This is a genomic window from Kouleothrix sp. (genome assembly GCF_046328425.1).
In the GTDB taxonomy this organism is placed as follows: Bacteria; Chloroflexota; Chloroflexia; order Chloroflexales; family Roseiflexaceae; genus Kouleothrix.
In genome coordinates this window covers 26,687-46,186 of record NZ_JAXLWP010000013.1, presented here as the reverse complement: position 1 = coordinate 46,186, position 19,500 = coordinate 26,687, and the positions used below count along the sequence as shown (strand labels likewise).

16 protein-coding genes and 1 riboswitch are annotated in these 19,500 nt (G+C 68.3%); of the genes, 12 read left to right on the top strand and 4 right to left on the bottom strand.

What is annotated here, in order from left to right; all coding sequences use genetic code 11:
- Positions 1-114: 114 nt before the first annotated feature.
- The gene (locus tag U0177_RS13445) at positions 115-1,290 is read left to right on the top strand and encodes an esterase/lipase family protein (protein WP_409571150.1); all 1,176 of its coding nucleotides are present in this window, start codon (positions 115-117) and stop codon (positions 1,288-1,290) included.
- A gap of 42 nt (positions 1,291-1,332) precedes the next feature.
- Positions 1,333-2,490: a pyridoxal phosphate-dependent aminotransferase gene (locus U0177_RS13440; RefSeq protein ID WP_409571149.1), complete on the top strand. Its 1,158-nt coding sequence runs from the start codon at positions 1,333-1,335 to the stop codon at positions 2,488-2,490.
- Here U0177_RS13440 and U0177_RS13435 read toward each other — a convergent pair whose 3' ends face one another.
- From U0177_RS13435 to U0177_RS13420, 4 genes are all read right to left on the bottom strand, one after another.
- Positions 2,491-3,189, bottom strand: coding sequence for an ABC transporter ATP-binding protein (locus tag U0177_RS13435; RefSeq protein WP_409571148.1), 699 nt, complete (start codon positions 3,187-3,189; stop codon positions 2,491-2,493). It abuts the gene before it with no gap.
- A gap of 59 nt (positions 3,190-3,248) precedes the next feature.
- A complete protein-coding gene (locus tag U0177_RS13430) occupies positions 3,249-3,398 on the bottom strand; it encodes a hypothetical protein (RefSeq protein WP_409571147.1) in 150 nt (49 codons plus the stop codon).
- Between the two features lie 154 nt (positions 3,399-3,552).
- Positions 3,553-4,863, bottom strand: a complete 1,311-nt coding sequence (locus U0177_RS13425; RefSeq protein WP_409571146.1) for an ABC transporter permease — start codon at positions 4,861-4,863, stop codon at positions 3,553-3,555.
- A gap of 272 nt (positions 4,864-5,135) precedes the next feature.
- On the bottom strand, positions 5,136-6,902 hold the full coding sequence (locus U0177_RS13420) for an HlyD family efflux transporter periplasmic adaptor subunit (protein WP_409571145.1): 1,767 nt from the start codon (positions 6,900-6,902) through the stop codon (positions 5,136-5,138).
- A 465-nt stretch (positions 6,903-7,367) separates the two neighbouring features.
- On the opposite strand from U0177_RS13420, the gene hrcA reads away from it, so the two are divergent.
- From hrcA to gcvPB, 10 genes are all read left to right on the top strand, one after another.
- Positions 7,368-8,435, top strand: coding sequence for a heat-inducible transcriptional repressor HrcA (gene hrcA, locus U0177_RS13415; RefSeq protein WP_409571144.1), 1,068 nt, complete (start codon positions 7,368-7,370; stop codon positions 8,433-8,435).
- 144 nt (positions 8,436-8,579) lie between these two features.
- Positions 8,580-9,134: a nucleotide exchange factor GrpE gene (gene grpE / locus U0177_RS13410; RefSeq protein WP_409571143.1), complete on the top strand. Its 555-nt coding sequence runs from the start codon at positions 8,580-8,582 to the stop codon at positions 9,132-9,134.
- Positions 9,135-9,195: 61 nt separating this feature from the next.
- Positions 9,196-11,058 carry a molecular chaperone DnaK gene (gene dnaK / locus U0177_RS13405; protein WP_409571142.1) on the top strand — a complete coding sequence of 621 codons (1,863 nt, stop codon included), beginning with the start codon at positions 9,196-9,198 and terminating at the stop codon, positions 11,056-11,058.
- Between the two features lie 78 nt (positions 11,059-11,136).
- Positions 11,137-12,255: a molecular chaperone DnaJ gene (gene dnaJ, locus U0177_RS13400; protein WP_409571141.1), complete on the top strand. Its 1,119-nt coding sequence runs from the start codon at positions 11,137-11,139 to the stop codon at positions 12,253-12,255.
- Between the two features lie 360 nt (positions 12,256-12,615).
- Positions 12,616-12,718, top strand: a riboswitch (glycine riboswitch).
- Positions 12,719-12,922: 204 nt separating this feature from the next.
- Positions 12,923-13,717 carry a biotin/lipoate A/B protein ligase family protein gene (locus tag U0177_RS13395; RefSeq protein WP_409571140.1) on the top strand — a complete coding sequence of 265 codons (795 nt, stop codon included), beginning with the start codon at positions 12,923-12,925 and terminating at the stop codon, positions 13,715-13,717.
- 84 nt (positions 13,718-13,801) lie between these two features.
- Positions 13,802-14,920: a glycine cleavage system aminomethyltransferase GcvT gene (gene gcvT / locus U0177_RS13390; RefSeq protein ID WP_409571139.1), complete on the top strand. Its 1,119-nt coding sequence runs from the start codon at positions 13,802-13,804 to the stop codon at positions 14,918-14,920.
- 106 nt (positions 14,921-15,026) lie between these two features.
- Positions 15,027-15,416, top strand: coding sequence for a glycine cleavage system protein GcvH (gcvH, locus tag U0177_RS13385; RefSeq protein WP_409571138.1), 390 nt, complete (start codon positions 15,027-15,029; stop codon positions 15,414-15,416).
- Positions 15,417-15,483: 67 nt separating this feature from the next.
- Positions 15,484-16,821 carry an aminomethyl-transferring glycine dehydrogenase subunit GcvPA gene (gcvPA, locus tag U0177_RS13380; protein WP_409571137.1) on the top strand — a complete coding sequence of 446 codons (1,338 nt, stop codon included), beginning with the start codon at positions 15,484-15,486 and terminating at the stop codon, positions 16,819-16,821.
- 69 nt (positions 16,822-16,890) lie between these two features.
- Positions 16,891-17,847: a phosphotransferase family protein gene (locus U0177_RS13375; protein ID WP_409571136.1), complete on the top strand. Its 957-nt coding sequence runs from the start codon at positions 16,891-16,893 to the stop codon at positions 17,845-17,847.
- Positions 17,848-17,884: 37 nt separating this feature from the next.
- Positions 17,885-19,414, top strand: coding sequence for an aminomethyl-transferring glycine dehydrogenase subunit GcvPB (gene gcvPB / locus U0177_RS13370; protein WP_409571135.1), 1,530 nt, complete (start codon positions 17,885-17,887; stop codon positions 19,412-19,414).
- The last annotated feature ends 86 nt before the right edge of the window (positions 19,415-19,500 follow it).

Sequence of the window (19,500 nt, the reverse complement as noted above, 5' to 3'; positions counted from 1 at the left end):
TTGCCCCCCTCTCCCGCGCGGGGGGGGGGGGGGAGGGGGGTGAGGGCCGACGTTGCACGAGCCCTGCCCCAACCCCAACGTGGTATACTGGGATCACACGCATGTGGAGGCAGCATGGCCGACCAGTCGCACCTGCACCCCGCCGACATCCACGGCCTCAGCCGGCTGGCCGTCGAGGCCACGCTCGGGGTGGCCGGCATCGCCGAGGCGCTGCACTACAGCATCGCCGGCACGGCTGCCGGCGGCATCACCGGGCTGGTGTACGGCAGCATTCGCGGCATCACGCGCCTGGTTGGCGGCGCGCTCGACACCACGCTCGCACCGCTGGCGGCGCTGCTCGGCGAGCGCGCGTCGACGCCGGCGCGCGAGGCGATGCTGGCGGCGCTCAACGGCGTGGTCGGCGATCACCTGGCCGCCAGCGGCAACCCGCTGGCGATCGGCATGCAGCTGCGCTACGCCGGGCAGGCGCTCGAGCTGGCCCCGGCGGCGATCGCGGCGGCAGTGCCAAACCCCGGCCGGCGGGTGCTGCTGCTGGCCCACGGGCTGTGCCTGAACGACGCGCACTGGCTGCGCAACGGCCACGACCACGGCGCGCGCCTGGCCGGCGACCTTGGCTACACGCCGGTGTACCTGCGCTACAACACCGGCCTGCACATCGCCGAGAATGGGCGCGCGCTGGCCGCGCTGATCGAGCAGCTGGCCGACGCCTGGCCTGCGCCGATCGACGAGCTGGCGATCGTGGCGCACAGCATGGGCGGGCTGGTGGTGCGCAGCGCCTGCCACTACGGCGCGCAGGCCGGCCTGCGCTGGCCGGGGCGCCTGCGCGCCATCGCGTTCCTCGGCACGCCGCACCACGGCGCGCCGCTCGAGCGCGTCGGCAGCTGGGTGCACGCCCTGCTCGCGCTGAACCCCTACACCGCCGCGTTTGCGCGGCTCGGCCAGATCCGCAGCGCCGGCATCACCGACCTGCGCTACGGCAGCGTGCTCGACGACGACTGGGCCGGCCGCAATCGCTTCGCGCTCAGCGGCGATCACCACCACCCGGCGCCGTTGCCCACAGGGCCGCGCTGCTACGCCATCGCCGCAACGCTTGGCCGCGCGCCCGGCGACGCCCGCGACGCGCTGCTCGGCGACGGACTCGTGCCGCTCGCGAGCGCGCTCGGCCAGCACGCAAGCCAGCGCCTGGCATTCCCCGAGGCCCACCAGTGGGTCGGCTACGGCATCGGCCACATGGGCCTGCTCGACCAGCCGGAGGTCTACGATCGCCTGCGCGAATGGCTCGCCGGCTGATACCGGCGAGCCGAGCGCCCGCACGCCCGCGAAGGAGAGACTATGCCCGTGTCGCGCCTGGCCCACATCGCGCCGATCGGCGTCGAGCAGATGGGCGACCTCGCCGACAGCTTGAAGGACCCCGAAGTCCTACGGCTCGAAAACCTCGACACCGACCTGCGGCCGCCGCCCGCCGCGCTCGACGACACCAGGCGCGCCGTCGACGACGACGCCGCCAACAGCTACCTGCCGTTCTTCGGCCTCGATAGCCTGCGGCAGCAGGCCGCCGCGCTGGTGGGGCGCCAATCGGGGCAGCAGTACAGCTGGAAAACCGAGTGCATCATCAGCGCGGGCGGGCTCTCGGGCGTGCTGAACGTACTGCTGGCCACGCTCGAGCCCGGCGACGAAGTGCTGATGACCGACCCGATCTATGTCGGGCTGATCAACCGCGTGCGGCTCGCGGGCGGCGTGCCGCGCTTTGTGCCGCTGGTGCCTTCGGCGGCGGGCTGGCGGCTGGATCTCGCGGCGCTCGCGGCGATCGACCCAGGCCCGGTGCGCGCGGCGCTGCTGATGAGCCCGTCGATGCCGACAGGCGCGGTGTTCAACCAGGAGGAATGGCAGGCGCTGATCGACTTCTGCCGGCGCGCCGACGCGTGGCTGATCAACGACGCGGCGATGGAGCGCATCCTGTACGACGGCCGCCAGGTCATCCACCCGGCGTCGTTCGCCGGCATGCGCGAGCGCGTGATCACCATTGGCGCAGCCTCGAAAGAGTACCGCATGATCGGCTGGCGCGTGGGCTGGGTGGTGGGGCCGGCGGCGATCGTGGCCGACGTCGCGCGGGCCAGCATCAGCAACGTAGTATGCCAGGTTGGCATCGCGATGGGCGCGGTAGCCGCCGCCATCGCCGCGCCCGACGACGGCATCGCCGCCAGCGTGGCCGAGTGGCAGGCGCGGCGCGACGTACTGCTGGGCGAGCTGCGTGATTTTGCGGTGGTTCCGCCGCACGGCGGCTGGTCGCTGCTGCTCGATGTGGCGCCGCTGGGGCTGGATGGGCCAGCAGCGTCGCGGCGCCTGCTCGAGCATGGCAAGATCGCCGCGACGCCGATGGTGAACTGGGGCAGCGCGCGCAGCGGCAGCTACGTGCGCTTTGTGTTCGCCAACGAGCCGGTGGCGCGGCTGCGCGGCATCGGCGAGCGCGTCAGGCGCGCGCTGGGCTAATCAGCCCACCAGCGCGGCGGCCGGGCGCGCAGCATCCTCGGCGATCAGGCCGTCGCGCACGTGGATCACGCGGCGGGCGTGCGCGGCGATATCCGGCTCGTGCGTCACCAGAATAATCGTCATGCCCTGCTCGCGGTTCAGGCGCTCGAAGATCGCCATGATCTCCTCGCCGGTCTTGCTGTCGAGCGCGCCGGTGGGCTCGTCGGCCATGATGATGCGCGGGCTGGTCACGAGCGCGCGCGCGATCGCCACGCGCTGCTGCTGGCCGCCGGAAAGCTCGTTGGGCTTGTGGTGCAGGCGCTCGCCCATGCCCACCGCCTCAAGCGCGGCGCGCGCGCGCCCGGCCCGGTCGCGGCCGTCGCCGTACAGCAGCGGCATCTCGACATTGCGCAGCGCGTCGGTGCGCTGCAGCAGCATATACTGCTGAAACACAAAGCCGACCTTGCGGTTGCGAATGGCCGCCAGCTGGTCGTCGTTCAGCCCGCCCACGTCGACGCCGTCGAGCATGTACGTGCCGTCGGAGGGCTGGTCGAGGCAGCCCATGATATTCATCAGCGTGCTCTTGCCGCTGCCCGACGGCCCCATGATCGCCACCATCTCGCCCTCGTCGATCGACAGCGAGACGCCGCGCAGCGCGTGCACCTCGACATCGCCCATCTTGTACACCTTGGTGACATCGCGAATATCGATCAGCGGCATAGGCTTCCTCATCCTCCTTAGGCAGGCGGCGCCGGGCGGGCGCAGCGGCGAGAGCCGGATCAGCGCAGCACGCTCAGCACCAGGTAGGCCACCACGGCGATAATCACCAGCGTCAGCGCCAGCTTGATCGCGCCCTTGATGATCCGAAACACCAGCGCAATCAGCAGAATGCCGACGACAATATAGATCAGTGGTTGCAAGCTTGTCACAGGCCGCTCCTTCTCCATGGTTCACGAGCTGCGCGGTGGGCGCCTGAGCCTTCGGCAGGGTGTACCCACCCTGCGGCGTCAGCGCCAGCTCGCGACGCGAGCCACCGCGTTGCTCCTGCATGTTACACAGGGGCCTGTAAGTATAGCACGCCGATCACTCGTAGCGCAGGGCCTCGATCGGCCGAAGCCGCGCCGCGCGGCGGGCCGGGTAAATGCCGAAGAACAGCCCGATGGCCATGGAAAAGCCCAGCGCCAGCAGCATCGCGCCGGGCGTCACCACCGGCGTGATCAGGCCGGTGAGCTTCACGATAAACGAGATCAGCGCGCCCAGCAGCAGCCCGACGATCCCGCCCAGCAAGCTCACCGTCAGCGCCTCGATCAGGAACTGCTGCAGAATATCGCGGCGGCGCGCGCCCACCGCCTTGCGCAGGCCGATCTCTTTGGTGCGCTCGGTGACGCTCACCAGCATGATATTCATCACGCCGATGCCGCCTACCAGCAGCGAGATCCCGGCGATCGCGCCGAGGAATGCCGTCAGCACCGAGGTGATCTGGTTGAGCGACGAGAGCACATCGGCCTGGTTGAACACCGAAAAATCGTCCTCGCTGCCGTCGGCCTTGAGGCGGTGGCGCTGCCGTAAGATCGCCGAGATCTCGTCCGACGCGGCGGTCATCTGGTCGGCGTTGGCCACCTGGATGCTAATGCTCGAGATGCGCGGGCTGGCGGTGTCGAGGTTGCGCGCGCCGAACAGCTTCCGCTGGGCCACGCTGAGCGGCACGAACAGCTGGTCGTCGATCGAGCCGAAGCCGCCGCCGCCCTTGGCCTCGAGCACCCCGATCACCTGGAACGTCTGGCCCTGGATGCGCACGCTGCGCCCGACCGGGCTGGCGAGGCCGAACAGATCGCTGGCGACATTGCTGCCGAGCACCGCCACCGAGCGCTGGCCGCGCATCTGCACCTCGGTGATGAAGTCGCCGCGCGACAGCACCAGGTTGCGCACCGTGGCGTAGCTGGGCGTCACGCCCACCACGTTGGCCTGAAGGTTATTTGAGCCGGCGACAACCTGCGCGCCGCCCTGAAACGACGGCGCAACCGCCGCGAGGCTCGGCACCGCGCCGGGCTTAAGCAGCGCCTCGGCGTCGGCGAGCGTCAGGTTCTGCGTCGGGCCATTCGCGCCGCCCGGCCCAGGGCCGCGCCCGCGCTGGCCGGGGAAAATCGTCAGAATATTGCTGCCGATGCTCGAGATCTGGCTGGTGATCGCGGCCTGGGCGCCATTGCCGATGGCCATGAGCGCCACCACCGACGCCACGCCAATAATAATGCCGAGCATCGTCAGAATAGTGCGCAGCTTGTTGGCGCGCAGGCTGGTGAGCGCGATGCGCAGGCTTTCCCATAGCCCGCCCGCGATATTCAGCCGCAGGCCGGCGCGCGCCGGCTCGGCGGGAAGCTCCCCAATTCGTGCCATGTCGTCTCCCGAATACTTTGCTTGTGTTGCACCGCCTGGCGAAGCCACGCAGTGCAACACAAGCTTAGGACTTACGCAGTGGTGGGGGTTCGGGGCGGCTTTGCCGCCCCCGAAACTTCCTTTTTGGCTATCGCGGCCACGGCGCTGGCCGCGATAGCCAAAAAAAGAGTGATTTTGGAGGGCTTGCGCCCTCCAAGCCTCCCTCGCGAGAGGACACCGCGTAACTCGTGTAAATATATAAGTGATCCAGCGAAGAGCGAATGACAATCGCGCTAGCCGCCTGGCGGGCCGAAGCCGCCGTTGCGCGGCCGTGCCGCCGGCAGCACTACATCATCGCCCTCCTGCAGCCCTTCCAGCACCTCGGTATCGCTGTCGCCCACCAGGCCAATCTTGATCGGCACCAGCGGCGTATCGTTGCCGCGCTTCACCTGCACCTGCGGGCCGGTATCGGTCTCGCGCACTGCGCCGCTCGGCACCAGCAGCACATTCTCGCGCTTGCTGGTGATGATCGACACGGCCGCGCTCAGCCCGACGCGCAGCGGCTGCTGGGTGGGCTTGAGCGTAACCCGCGCGAGGTACGTCGTCACGTTCTGCTGGGTCGTGCCGGCCGGCGAGATATAGTCGAGCGTGCCGGGCAGCTGCTGATCGGGCAGCGCGTCGAGCTCGACCAGCGCGTCCTGGCCAACCTTGAGCTTGCCAAGGTCGGCCTCGCTGATATTGACATCGACATGGAAGGCCGAGTCGTCCACCAGCACGATCGCGGCGGTCTGCGACGCGCCGCCGGCGGTATCGCCGGCCTTGATATTCACCGCTGTAATCGTCCCGCCGAACGGCGCGATCAGCTCGGCGTGCGTGCGGCTGAGCTTGGCCTTGGCCAGGCTGGCGGCGGCCTGGGCCACGTTCGCGTCGGCCTGCGCCAGGTCGCGCTCGGTCGGCGGGGCCTTCAGCGCGTCGAGCGCGGCCTGGCGCTGTGCCACAGTCGCCTGGGCAATCGCCGCGTCGTTCTTGGTGCCGCCCAGCAGCTGGTTGAGCTGCGCGCGCGCCTGGGCGAGCTTGGCCTCGGCGGCGGCGAGCTTCTGCGGCGTAGGGTGCGCCAGCGCGTCGAGCTGGCGCTGCGCGTCGGCAAGCTGCGCCTCGGCCAGCGGCACATCGGCGGCTTCTTTCTGGCGCGCGTTATCGAAGGCCACCTGCGACTGCTGCAGCGCGTCTTCGGCGCTGTGCATCGCGGCCTCGGCCTGCACAAATGCGTCGTAGTACTGCTGGCGCTGGGCGTCGTTCACCGTGTTGGCCACCGCCTTGCCCTGCGCGGTGGTCTTGGTCGGGTTCAGCGGGTCGTTGCCGGTTTCCTGCACATACTGCCAGTTCTGCAGCGCGGTAGAGTAGCGCGACTGCGCCTGGGTCAGCGCGGCGGCCGAGCGGCTGAGATCGGCATCGGCGCGGGTTTTGGCGGCCGAGTCGCCGTCGCGGGTGATCTGCAGGTTCGCCTGGGCCTGCGTCACGCGCAGCTGGGCCGCGCTGAGGTCGGCGGCGGTAGGATTCTTGATCGCGTCAAAGTCGGCCTGGGCGGCGGCAAGCTGCGCCTGGGCGCTAGCGACATCGCTGGCGCGCGCGTTGCCCTTGAGCGCCTGGTTCAGCTGCGTCTGGGCGGCGGCGAGCTGCGCCTCGGCGGTGCGCAGGTCGGTATCCTTCGCGCCGGCCTTGAGCGTGGTGAGCGCGGCCTGGGCGCTCTTGAGGTTCGCCTCGGCCTGCAGCACCTGCTGATCGAGATCGCTCGTCTCGAGCAGCGCCAGCCGGTCGCCCTGCTTCACACGCTGGCCCTCGCGCGCCTGCACCTGGGCGATCGTGCCGGCGGTGCCGAAGTTCAGGTTGATATCTTGCGTAGGCTTGACCTGCCCGCTGCCGCTGACGCTCTGCGTCAGGTTGCCGCGTCGCACCTTGGCGGTGCTGGTGGTGGTTGTAGTGGTGCCGCCGCAGGCAGCCAGCGCCAGCGCGGCGAGCAACAGCCCGCCCACAAGGCGGGGAGGCATTCGAATGGCCATGACATCCTTCTTCACATAGGCTGCGGGTGCCGGCAGAGATCCGCACCCATTATACCGCGCCGGGCCGAAGTGTGGATAGAGCGCGTATGCGCGCTGAGCAGGCTGCCCGAGAAGCCTGTGTATCGCCAAGGCGCCAAGCCACCAAGCGGTACTGCGCTGAGCAAGCACCAACACTACAATACACGATCGTAGTGTCTTCGCGTCGTAGTGGTGACTTCTCAGGGCGCCGTCCACGTCCGGCGCGCGCTATGCGCGCCGAGGCGGAAGCACGCTGCGGGGCGGCGGAGGCAGGCCGGCTGCGCTCGCGGCGCGCAAAAACAGCGTTGAAGATACACGTAATCTATGGTAAAATACTGCCTGGTAGGCGTGCATATGAGCACGCCAATCATTTAGGCTCGTGCCTTAGCACTTAAGGGTCTTGAGTGCTAGATTGTGCAATATCGAACGCAACGCAGGGAAACGGCGATGGCAGGCGAGATGAATGAGCGTCGCCAGCTGATCCTCAAGCTGGTGATTCAAGAGTTTATCGAAACCTCGACACCGGTAGCCTCGGAGCTACTGGTGCGCAAATACGGCCTGAACGTCTCGTCGGCGACGATCCGCAACGAGCTATCCGCGCTCGAGGAGCTTGGCCTGCTGACACACTGGCATACCTCGGCCGGGCGCGTGCCCACCGACGCAGGCTACCGCTACTATGTCGAAACGCTGATGGACCGCACGCCGCTCTCGGCCACCGAGCAGCGCACCATCCGGCACCAGTTCTACCAGGTGCGCTCCGAGCTGGACCAGTGGATCCAGCTGGCGGGCGCGGTGCTGGCGCGCACGGCGCAGAACGCCTCGGTGGTGACGCCGCCGCGCGCCTACCAGGCGCGCTACAAGCACCTCGAGCTGATCGCCATCCACGAGGCCATGGTGCTGCTGGTGCTGGTGCTGCACGACGGCACCATTCGCCAGCAGAGCTTCACGATCGAGAGCGCGCGCTCGCAGGAGGATCTGAGCCGCAGCGCCGGCAAGATCAACGAGCGCTGCCACGACGCGCCGAGCGGCCGGATCGAGGATCTGCTGCAGCACGAGCAGGCCAGCGCCACACCGCTTTTCGACGACTTCGAGCAGCACGTGCTCGACCTGGTGATCAAGGCCATGCGCCAGCTCGAAGACCAGCTCAACAACCAGATCTACAGCGATGGCCTGATCGAAATGCTGAACCAGCCCGAGTTTGCGCAGGTGGCGCGCGTGCGCCAGGTGATCGAGATGCTGCAGGGCGGCAAGGGCCTCGGCTCGCTCATCCCGCGCGTGCTCGCCAGCAATGGCGTGCAGGTGGTGATTGGCGGCGAGCACAGCCGCGACGAGATGCGCGAGTACAGCGTGGTGCTCTCGCGCTACGGCATCGCCGACGAAGTGGTGGGCGTGCTTGGCGTGATCGGCCCGACGCGCATGGCCTACCCGCGCACGATCTCGACGGTGCGCTATATCTCGACGGTGATGAGCGACCTGCTCGGCGATCTGTATGGCGGCGAGACCAGCCGTACCTAAGCCGCCGCAAGCAGCCCGTGATTGTTTCGCTGTGTGCCGGCGCACACGGCAGGGCACCTACCTTACCGGCGCTGGCAACATGTACAGCAGCGCATTGCGGCACAACGCCACCGTGTAAGGCCTGTGTATATAAAGGTGAGAGCGATGACAGAGGAGCAGATGACTCAAAACGACAACGCCACGCCCAACCAACCCGACGCGGGCGTAGCCGATACGGCCGCAGCGCCCGGCGAGCTCGAAGCGCTGAAAGCGCGCGTCGCCCAGCTTGAAAAAGAATCGGCCGAGAATAAAGACCAGTGGCTGCGCGCCGTAGCCGACTATAAAAACTTCAAGCGCCGCACCGACCAGGAGCGCGCCGACTTGATCCGCGGCGCCAGCGCCGGCCTGATCCTCAAGCTGCTGCCGGTGCTCGACGACCTCGAGCGCGCCATGGGCAGCGTCACCCCCGAGGTGGCCGCGTCGGCCTGGTACGGCGGCTTCAAGCTCATCCCGCAGAAGCTCCAGGCCGTACTGGAAAGCGAGGGCGTCGCGGCGATCCAGGCGCTCGGCCAGGACTTCGACCCGAACTTCCACGAGGCGGTGATCTACGAGGCTGCCGGCGATGGCCAGGGCGGCAAAGTCGTGGGCGAGCTGCAAAAGGGCTACATGCTGCGCGAGCGCGTGCTGCGGCCGACGATGGTAAAGGTTGGGCAGGAATAAGAACCTAGAACCAAGAGCAGGTAGCCTCAGGCTAGCTCGCGGTTCTTTCTAGGAGCAGAGCATGGCAAAAGTAATCGGCATCGACCTGGGCACTACCAACTCGGTCGTGGCGGTGATGGAGGGTGGCGAGCCGGTGGTGATCTCGAACGCCGAGGGCAACCGCCTGACCCCGTCGGTGGTGTCGGTCAATAAAGCCGGCGAGCGCCTGGTGGGCCAAGTCGCGAAGCGCCAGGCCGTCACCAACCCTGAAAACACGATCTTCTCGGTGAAGCGCTTCATGGGCCGCAAGCTGAGCGACGCGTTCGTGCAGCGCGACAAAGACCTGGTGCCCTACAAGCTGGCCGGCGCGCCGAACGGCGACGTGCGCGTGCTGCTGAGCGGGCGCGACCACTCGCCGCAAGAGGTCTCGGCCATGGTGCTGCAGAAGCTGAAGGCCGACGCCGAGGCGTACCTGGGCGAGACGGTGACGCAGGTGGTGATCACGGTTCCGGCCTACTTCAACGACAGCCAGCGCCAGGCCACCAAAGACGCCGGCAAGATCGCCGGGCTCGAAGTGCTGCGGATCATCAACGAGCCGACCGCCTCGGCGCTGGCGTACGGCCTCGACAAGCAGGGCAAAGACGAGACGATCGCCGTCTACGACCTGGGCGGCGGCACCTTCGATATTTCGATCCTCGAGCTGGGCGACGGCGTGTTCGAGGTCAAGGCCACCAATGGCGACACGCACCTCGGCGGCGACGACTTCGACCAGCGGATCATCGACTGGCTGGCCGACGAGTTCCGGCGCGAGACCGGGATCGACCTGCGCGGCGACCGCACGGCGCTGCAGCGCCTGAAAGAGGCCGCCGAGAAAGCCAAGATGGAGCTTTCGTCGGTGCTGCAGACCGAGGTGAACCTGCCGTTCATCACCGCCGACTCGAGCGGCCCGCGCCACCTGAACATCAACATCACCCGCGCCAAGCTCGAGCAGCTCACCGGCGACCTGATCGACCGCACGATCGCGCCGGTGCGCCAGGCGCTGGCCGACGCCGGCCTGCGGCCGAACGACATCGACGAGGTCATCCTGGTGGGCGGCCAGACGCGCATGCCCGCCGTGCAAGAGGCCGTGCGCAAATACTTCAACCGCGACCCGCACAAGGGCGTGAACCCCGACGAAGTCGTGGCGATCGGCGCTGCAATCCAGGCCGGCGTGCTTGCCGGCGATGTGAAAGACGTGCTGCTGCTCGACGTGACGCCGCTCACGCTAGGCATCGAGACGCTCGGCGGCGTGATGACGCCGCTGATCGAGCGCAACACCACCATCCCGACGCGCAAGAGCCAGGTGTTTTCGACGGCCAGCGACAGCCAGGCCAGCGTCGAGGTGCACGTGCTACAGGGCGAGCGCGCCGAAGCCCGGCTGAACAAGTCGCTCAGCAAGTTCGTGCTCGACGGCATCCCGCCGGCGCCGCGCGGCGTGCCGCAGATCGAGGTGACGTTCGACATCGACGCCAACGGTATTCTGAACGTGCACGCCCGCGACAAAGCCACCGGCAAAGAGCAGCACATCACGATCACCGCGTCGTCGGGCCTGAGCGACGACGAGATCAGCCGCATGGTGCAAGACGCCGAGGCCCACGCCGAGGAAGACAAGCGCCGGCGCGACATGATCGGCGCGCGCAACAGCGCCGACAGCCTGTGCTACACCGCCGAGAAGACGCTGCGCGACGCCGGCGAGAAGGTGCCGGCCCAGCTGCGCACCGAAGTCGAAGACAAGATCCGCGCGCTGCGCAACACGCTCGACAGCGACGACGTCACACTGATCCAGAACCGCTCGGCCGAGCTGAACGTGGCGCTTCAGCAGGTCGGCCAGGCGATGTACCAGGCCGGCGGCGACGGCGGCACCAGCGACGAAGACGTGGTCGAGGGCGAGTACCGAACGGAGTAAGTTCTGAGCGCTGCGTGTTGAGCGCTCGACGAGGCAGCCCAGCACGCAAGCGCTCAAAACTCAAAACTGAGGATGGTTATGGCGGCAAAGCGTGACTACTACGAGGTATTGGGAGTCGCACGGGGCGCCTCGCAAGACGATATCAAAAAGGCGTTTCGCCGTCTGGCGCGTCAATATCACCCCGACATCAACAAAGAGCCCGGCGCCGACGCCATGTTCAAAGAGATCAACGAGGCCAACGAGGTGCTCTCCGACCCTGAGAAGCGCGCGATGTACGATCGCTTCGGCCACAGCGGCATGAGCGGCTCGCCCGGCTTCGACCCCTTCGGCGGCGCTGACTCGCTCGGCAGCATCTTCGAGACGCTGTTTGGCGGCGCGGCCGGCGGGCGCCCGTCGCAGCGCGGCCCGCAGCGCGGCGCCGACCTACGCTACAACCTGGCGATCAGCTTCGAAGAGGCGATCTTCGGCGTCGAGAAAGATATCGAGTTCCGCCGGCTCGAGGCCTGCCCGAGCTGCCGCGGCAGCGGCGCCGAGCCCGGCACCGAGCCGGTGCGCTGCCCCAAGTGCGGCGGCCTCGGCGAGATCCGCCAGCGCGCGCCGATCTTCAACATGGTGACGGTGACTACCTGCGACCAGTGCCGCGGCGAGGGCACCGTGATCGCCATCCCCTGCAAGGAGTGCCGTGGCGACGGCCGCGTGCGCCAGCCGCGCTCGCTCAAGGTCAAGATCCCGGCCGGCGTCGACGGCGCCTCGCAGATCCGCATCACCGGCGAGGGCGAGGCAGGCCCGCGCGGCGGCCCGCACGGCAACCTGTATGTCGCGCTCGATGTCCAGCCGCACGAGTATTTCGTGCGCGAGGGCAACGACATCCTGCTCGAGCTGCCGCTGAATATCGCCCAGGCGACCCTCGGCACCGACATGGACGTGCCGACGGTCGACGGCACCGAGCGGCTGCGCATCCCGGCCGGCACTCAGAACGGCGCTACCTTCCGCATCGCGCGCAAGGGCGTGCCCTACCTGCGCGGCAGCGGCCGCGGCGACCAGGTGGTGGTGACGCGGGTTGTCGTGCCGACGCGCCTGACCGACCAGCAGCGCCGGCTGTTCCAGGAGCTTGAGAAGTCGCTCGAGCCCGAGCAGATCGGCGGCCAGCAGGACGAAGGCTTCTTTGGCCGGCTGCGCAGCGCACTTGGCCTGTAGCTGGCTCCGGCATGTACGGGCGCGATCGATCGCGCCCGTACGCTTTTATTGTTGGCTTTGTGGTGCGGTTGCCGCCGCGACCGCACCACAAAGCCAGATGTGTCACCCCCTCCCCTGTCATACCAAATCCGGCTGATCGCTTGGATTATGGTGGGGTTCGGGGCAGCTTCGCCGCCCCCGAAATTTTTTCGGCGGCGCCCGGCTTCGCCGGGCGCCGCACAAGAAAACACAAGTAATCAAACGGAGTTGGTATCAGGGGGGAGGGGTCGAAAGACGTTGCACCAGCCCTGAGCTCGCAGCGCGATCGGAATGAAAGCCTGCCGAAGATATGCTATACTATGCGCCAACATGAATAGCCGAATGACGGGCGTGGGAGAGTACCGCACTGCGGTCGCCGAAGGAGCAAACCGGGCGTAGCCATCGCCCGCGCGAAACTCTCAGGCCCACGAACTGCGCCCCGACGGCACTCTGGAGAGCCGCGCGCCGCGCGGCACCGAAGGAGTAACCCGCTACCAAGAACCAGGAACCAGGAGCGGCCTCGCAGCTTGTGCCGGCTCTGGGTTCCTTGCTCCCGGTTCTTCGCTACGGGGAATCTCTCAGGTTCGCGGACAGAGTTCAGGCAATTGGCCTGACGCTGTTCGCGTTTTTGATTCCAGGGCGACGCTCGATGCACCACCGCTGGCGACTGATCATCGACCTACCTGCCGACGGCGCGACCAATATGGCCCGCGACGAGGCGCTGGCGGTGCTCGCCGAGGGCGCTGCGCCGACGCTGCGGCTGTACGCCTGGCAGCCAGCCTGCCTGTCGCTCGGGCGCTTCCAGCGCAGCCGCGACCTCGACCGGGCGGCTTGCGCGAGCGCCGGCGTCGAGGTGGTGCGCCGGCCCTCGGGCGGGCGCGCGCTGCTGCACGACGCCGAGCTGACCTACGCGGTGATCGCGGGCGAGCACCACCCGCTGCTTGGCGGCCAGTCGATCCTCGCCAGCTACCGCGCGATCAGCCTGGCCCTGCTGGCGGGCCTGCGCCGCCTGGGCGTTGCGGCCGAGCTGACGCCGGCCAGCAGCGAGCGCACGGCAGCGGCAGGCCACTCGGCCGCCTGCTTCGACGCGCCGGCCAGCTACGAGCTGACGGTTCGTGGGCGCAAGCTGGTGGGCAGCGCCCAGACGCGCCGCGCCGGCGCCATCCTGCAGCATGGCGCGATCCCGCTCGCGCCGCACGCCGCCCGGCTGCCCGCACTGCTGCGCGGGCTCCCGGCCGACCTGGCCGACCGCATGATCGCGCTCGACCAGGCCGCCGGCCGCGCGATCGGCTTTGGCGAGCTGGCCGAGGCCGTAGTGGCGGGCTTCGCCGAAGCCTGGGGCGTGGCCTTCGAGGCCGGCGAGCTTTCGGGCCGCGAGCGCGCGATCGAGCGCGAACTGCGAGCAGAGAAATACACCAGCGACGCCTGGACGTTCGGACGCTAAGCGAAGCCGCCGAAGCGAAGCGCTCGCGGGGCTTCTGGTATAATCGGTTGCACCTTGTGCAACACAGCGAAAGGAGAAAGCTTGATGACCACTTCGGCGCCACTCAAGCGAACACCGCTGTTCGAGCGCCACGTGGCCCTGGGCGCGCGGGTGGTCGAGTTCGGCGGCTGGGAGATGCCTGTGCAGTACAGTGGCATCATCAGCGAGCACCAGGCGGTGCGCAACGCCGCCGGCCTGTTCGACATCAGCCACATGGGCGAGATCGAGGTGCGCGGCCCTGGCGCGCTGGCATTCCTCCAGCACATCTGCACGCAGGACGTGGCGGCGATCGGCGTAGGCATGGCGAACTACTCGCTGCTGTGCCACCCCGACGGCGGCATCGTCGACGATGTATTCGTCTACCACCTGCCTGGCTACTACCTGGTGGTGGTGAACGCATCGAACGCGGCTAAAGACTTTGCGTGGATGCGCGAGCACGCGCACGGCTTCGACGCCGAGCTGACCGACACCTCGGACGCGACGGCCATGCTGGCGCTGCAGGGGCCTGCCGCCGAGGGCATCCTGGCCCGCGCCGCCGGCGCCGACGCCGCCGCGCTGCCGTTCCACGGCGTAGCCACGGCCACGCTGCTCGGCGACATCCCGGCAATCGTCGCGCACACCGGCTACACTGGCGAAGATGGCTTCGAGCTGTTTGTAGACAACGCAGGCGCCGTGCGGCTGTGGGACGAGCTGCTCGCGCTCGGCGACGACGCCGGGCTCAAGCCCTGCGGCCTGGGCGCGCGCGACAGCCTGCGCTTCGAAGCCTGCCTGCCGCTCTATGGCCACGAGATCGCCGACGACATCAACCCGTACCAGGCCAAGCTCGGCTGGGCCGTGAAGCTCGACAAAGGCGCCGACTTCGTGGGGCGCGACGCGCTGGCGCAGGCCAAGCAGGCCGGCGTGGCGAGCAAGCTGGCCGGCTTCGAAATGATCGACCGCGGCATCGCGCGCGGCGGCTACGCGATCTGCGACGCCGACGGCCAGCCGATCGGCGTGGTGACGACCGGCATGCCCGCGCCGACACTTGGCAAAAACCTCGGGCTGGGGCTTGTGCCAGCCGCGCTCGCCGCCGAGGGCAGCGAGGTCTTCGTGCTCGTGCGCGAGCGGCCATTGCGCGCCCGCGTCGTCAAGACGCCGTTCTACAAGCCACGATACAAAAAGTAAGCCTTCGGCATCGCGGCGCTCGCCAGCACGCCGCACACTTTCCCGACACTTGCTGCTGGCTGCCGACACTCGCCATCGACGAGCGATGAAACAAAGGAGCGCGATTATGTCATCCAATATTCCCGACGACCTGCAATACACCAAAACGCACGAGTGGATCAGGATCGAGGGCGACGAGGCCACGATCGGCGTCACCGACTACGCGCAGCATTCCCTCGGCGACGTGGTGTTTACCGAGCTACCCGAAGTAGGCACCAGATACGATGCCGAGGCCAGATTTGGCACGATCGAGTCGGTGAAAGCCGCGTCGGAGATATACCTGCCCGTGGCCGGCACGGTGATCGCCGTCAACAGCGATTTGGACGCCGAGCCCGAGCTAATAAACGAAGATTCGTACGGCGACGGCTGGCTGATCAAAATCAAGGTAACCCCAGGCGTTGGCGCGCTGATGAGCGCCGATGCGTACAGTAGGTACCTGGAGGGTCTCGAAAATTGATGCGTGCTGAGTGGTGAGCTGTGTGCTCCGAGTAGCCCACAGCTCACAGCTCAAACTGGAGTAAGGGATGTCTCACTATATTTCGATCACCGAGGCCGAGCGTGCCGAGATGCTGGCGGCGATCGGGGTTGGTGCGGTGGCCGACCTGTTCGCCGACGTGCCAGCCGAGGTACGCTTCCCCGAGCTGAAGCTGCCGCCGGCGCTCTCCGAGATCGAGCTACGCCGCGAGCTTGGCGCGATGGCGAATCAGAACGCCAACCCCGGCAGCCACAGCATGTTCCTCGGTGCAGGCGCCTACAATCACTTCGTGCCCAGCGCGGTCGACCAGATCCTGCGCCGGTCGGAGTTCTACACCGCCTACACGCCCTACCAGCCCGAGATCAGCCAGGGCACGCTCCAGGCGATCTTCGAGTACCAGAGCCTGATCTGCGCGCTCACCGGCATGGACGTAGCCAACGCCTCGCACTACGACGGCGCCACCGCGCTGGCCGAGGCGGCGATCATGGCGGTGAACTCGACGCGCAACCGCCGCACCATCCTGGTGCCGCCCAGCGTCAACCCGCAGTACCGCGCGGTGCTGCGCACCTACCTGCAGGGCACGGGCATCCGCGTGCGCGGCGACGAAAACCCCGCCGCGACACTGGCCGAGGTGCTGGCCCAGGCCGACAGCAGCACCGCTGCGGTGCTGGTGCAGAGCCCCGACTTCTTCGGCACGCTACACGACCTCAAGCCGCTAGCCGAGCAGGCCCACGCCGCCGGCGCGCTGCTGGTGGCGCACTTCGACCCGATCGCGCTGGGCTTGTTTCAGTCGCCCGGCGAGGTCGGCGCCGATATCGCCACCGCCGAGGGCCAGCCGCTGGGCATCGGCCTGAACTACGGCGGGCCATACCTGGGCATCTTCGCGTGCAGCGACAAGTATGTGCGCAAGCTGCCCGGCCGCCTGGCCGGCGCCACCCTCGACGTCGACGGGGCCGTGGCCTACGTGCTGACGCTCCAGGCGCGCGAGCAGCACATCCGCCGCGAAAGCGCGACCTCGAATATCTGCACGAACCAGGGCCTGATGGCGCTGGCCGCAGCGGTGTATCTCAGCCTGCTCGGCCGCCAGGGCCTGCGCCGCGTCGCCGAATTGTGCTACCACCGCGCGCACTACGCCGCCGCCGCGATCGGCGCGCTGCCGGGGTACAGCGTGGAAGATCGCGGGCCGTTCTTCAAAGAGTTCGTGGTGCGCTGCCCGCAGCCCGTCGCCGAGATCAACGCGGCGCTGCGCGAGCACGGCATTGTCGGCGGCTACGACCTGGCGCGCGACTACCCGGCCATGCCTCACGCGATGCTGCTATGCGTCACCGAGATGACCAGCAAGGCCGAGATCGATGCGCTGGTGGCCGGGCTGGCCGCTGTATCGTAGGCGCTCGCCGGCCATAGGCAGCGCTGCGCCGAGGGTAGATCGCCAGGGGCGCGCTGCGCCCTGCATGCTATGACACTGACCACTGAACAGCTGAGCACCATCCTGCGGCGCGCGCTGCCCGACGAGCAGCTGCGCGAGGCCCGCGCGCTGCCCGGCAGCCGCTACCTGCTGGCGCTGGCCGGCGGCGAGCAGCTGCAGGTGCAGGCGTACGCCAGCGCGGCGGCGGCGGCCAGCGCGGCGGCGGCGCTGCGGCGCTTGCGCGGCGAGATCGACCTGCCGATTCCGCAGCTGCGCGCCAGCGACCCCGACGGCGCGACGGTCGGCCAGCCCTACCTGCTGCTGAGCGATCTGCCGGGCGAGCCGCTCGCACAGGCGCTCGGCCGCATCCCCGACGACGCGCTCTACCAGCTGGGGCGCCGGCTGGGCGCGATTGCCGGCCGGATACACCGCCTGGCCTGCGATAGCTACGGCGCGCTTGGCGGCAGCGGCCACACCGCCGCCAACGAGCACGACTACGTGCTGGCGCGCGTCGAGCGCGCTACCGGCCACTGCGCCGAGCTTGGGCTGCTCGACCGGCGTAGCGGCGCCGCGCTGCTCGGCTGGTTCGCGCGCGAGTTTGTGCCCACAGGCCGCCAGCCCGCCCTGGTGCACGGCGGCCTCGGCCCGCACACCCTGCTGGTGCGCCAGGGCGACACCTCGGGCACGCGCGGCGCCTGGCGCGTCAGCGGCGTGCTTGGATGGGAGACGGCGCTGGGCTGGTGCCCGGCCTGGGAGCACGCGACCTGGCTCGACACGATCGACGAGCCGCGCTACTTCAGCCTGCGGGTTGGCTACGGCAACGGCTACGACGAGCAGAACAGCCGCACCTACGAGCAGGTGCGCGAGCATGTGCTGGCGCCCTACCGCCTGCTGCTGCTGCTCGATCGGATGCAGGCAGCCCACGCCGCCGGCGATATCGCAGGGTGCGAGCGCCGGCGCAGCGTGCTGCGCGGTCTGATGGAGTTTCTTGATTTAGACACTCGCTAGGCCGCTGTGCCTAACGAGCGTACATGAGTGATACACTATGAACACATACGAGCCGCCGATTTTCGAGCTTTCGGCGCCCGGCAAAATCGGCGCAAACCTGCCGGCCCTCGACGTACCGGCCGCCGAGCTGCCGGGCGAGCTGCTGCGCCAGGACAACCTGGCCGCAATGCCCGAGCTTACCGAAACCGAGGTCGTGCGCCACTTCACCCGCATCAGCCAGCGCAACTACTGCATCGATACCGGAATGTACCCGCTCGGTAGCTGCACAATGAAATACAACCCCAAGATCCACGAAGAGACCGCGCGCTACGCCGGGTTCGCCGGCGCGCACCCGCTGCAGGCCCCCGAGCTATCGCAGGGCGCGCTCCGGCTGATGTACGAGCTGCAGGAGCTGCTCGGCGAGATCTCCGGCTTCGACGCGGTGTCGCTCCAGCCCGCGGCCGGCGCGCAGGGCGAGTTCACCGGCGTGCTGGTGTTCCGGGCCTACCACCTCAGCCGCGGCGACACCGAGCGCGTCGAGATCCTGGTGCCCGACTCGGCCCACGGCACCAACCCCGCTACCGCCGCGATGGTCGGCATGAAAGTGGCCGAGGTGAAAAGCGACGCGTATGGCAATGTCGACCTCGACGACCTGCGCGCCAAGCTTTCGCCACGCACCGCCGGGCTGATGCTCACCAACCCCAACACGGTCGGCATCTTCGAGCAGCACGTGCGCGAGGTTGCCCAGATGGTGCACGAGGCCGGCGGCCTGATGTACGGCGACGGCGCAAACTTCAACGCCATCCTGGGCATTGTGAAGCCCGGCGCGGTTGGCTTCGACTTTATGCACTACAACCTGCACAAGACGTTCACGACCCCGCACGGCGGCGGCGGCCCCGGCTCGGGCGCGGTGGGCTGCACAGCCGCGCTGGCGCCGTTCTTGCCCGGCCCGCGCGTTCGGCTACAGCAGCCAGCCGCAGAGGGCGCGCAACCCAGGTACGAGTTCTTCGAGCCCGAGCAGAGCATCGGCCGCGTGAAGTCGTTCTGGGGCAACTTCGGCATGCTGGTGCGCGCCTGGACCTATATTCGCACGCTGGGGGCGGCCGGCCTGCGCGAGGTGAGCGAGACGGCAGTGCTGAACGCGAACTACCTGCGCGTCAAGCTGCAGGGCACCTACCCGGCGGCCTACAACCGCACCTGCATGCACGAGTGCGTGCTGAGGGGCCAGATCGCCGAGGCGCCGCAGGCTCGCACGCTCGACATCGCCAAGCGGCTGATCGACTACGGCTTCCACCCGCCGACGGTCTACTTCCCGCTGATCGTGCCCGAGGCGCTGATGATCGAGCCGACCGAGACCGAGAGCAAGCTCAACCTCGACGCATTCGTCGCGGCCATGCTGAAGATCGCCGACGAGGCCCGCAGCGATATCGAGATCCTGCACCAGGCGCCCACCACCGCGCCGGTGCGCCGGCTCGACGAGGTGCGCGCCGCGCGCCAGGCAATCCTCAGGTACGACGCTGCAAAGTTCGGCAAGCTGCGCGAAGAGGGGGCTGCGCACGCGCGCGAGCTGGCCACGCCAACCGTATAGCGCACCTTGATCACCTTCTGTGTGCGGTGCCCTGCCCGGCGAAGCCGGGCAGGGCACCGCACACAGAAATCGAACCCCGCACAAAC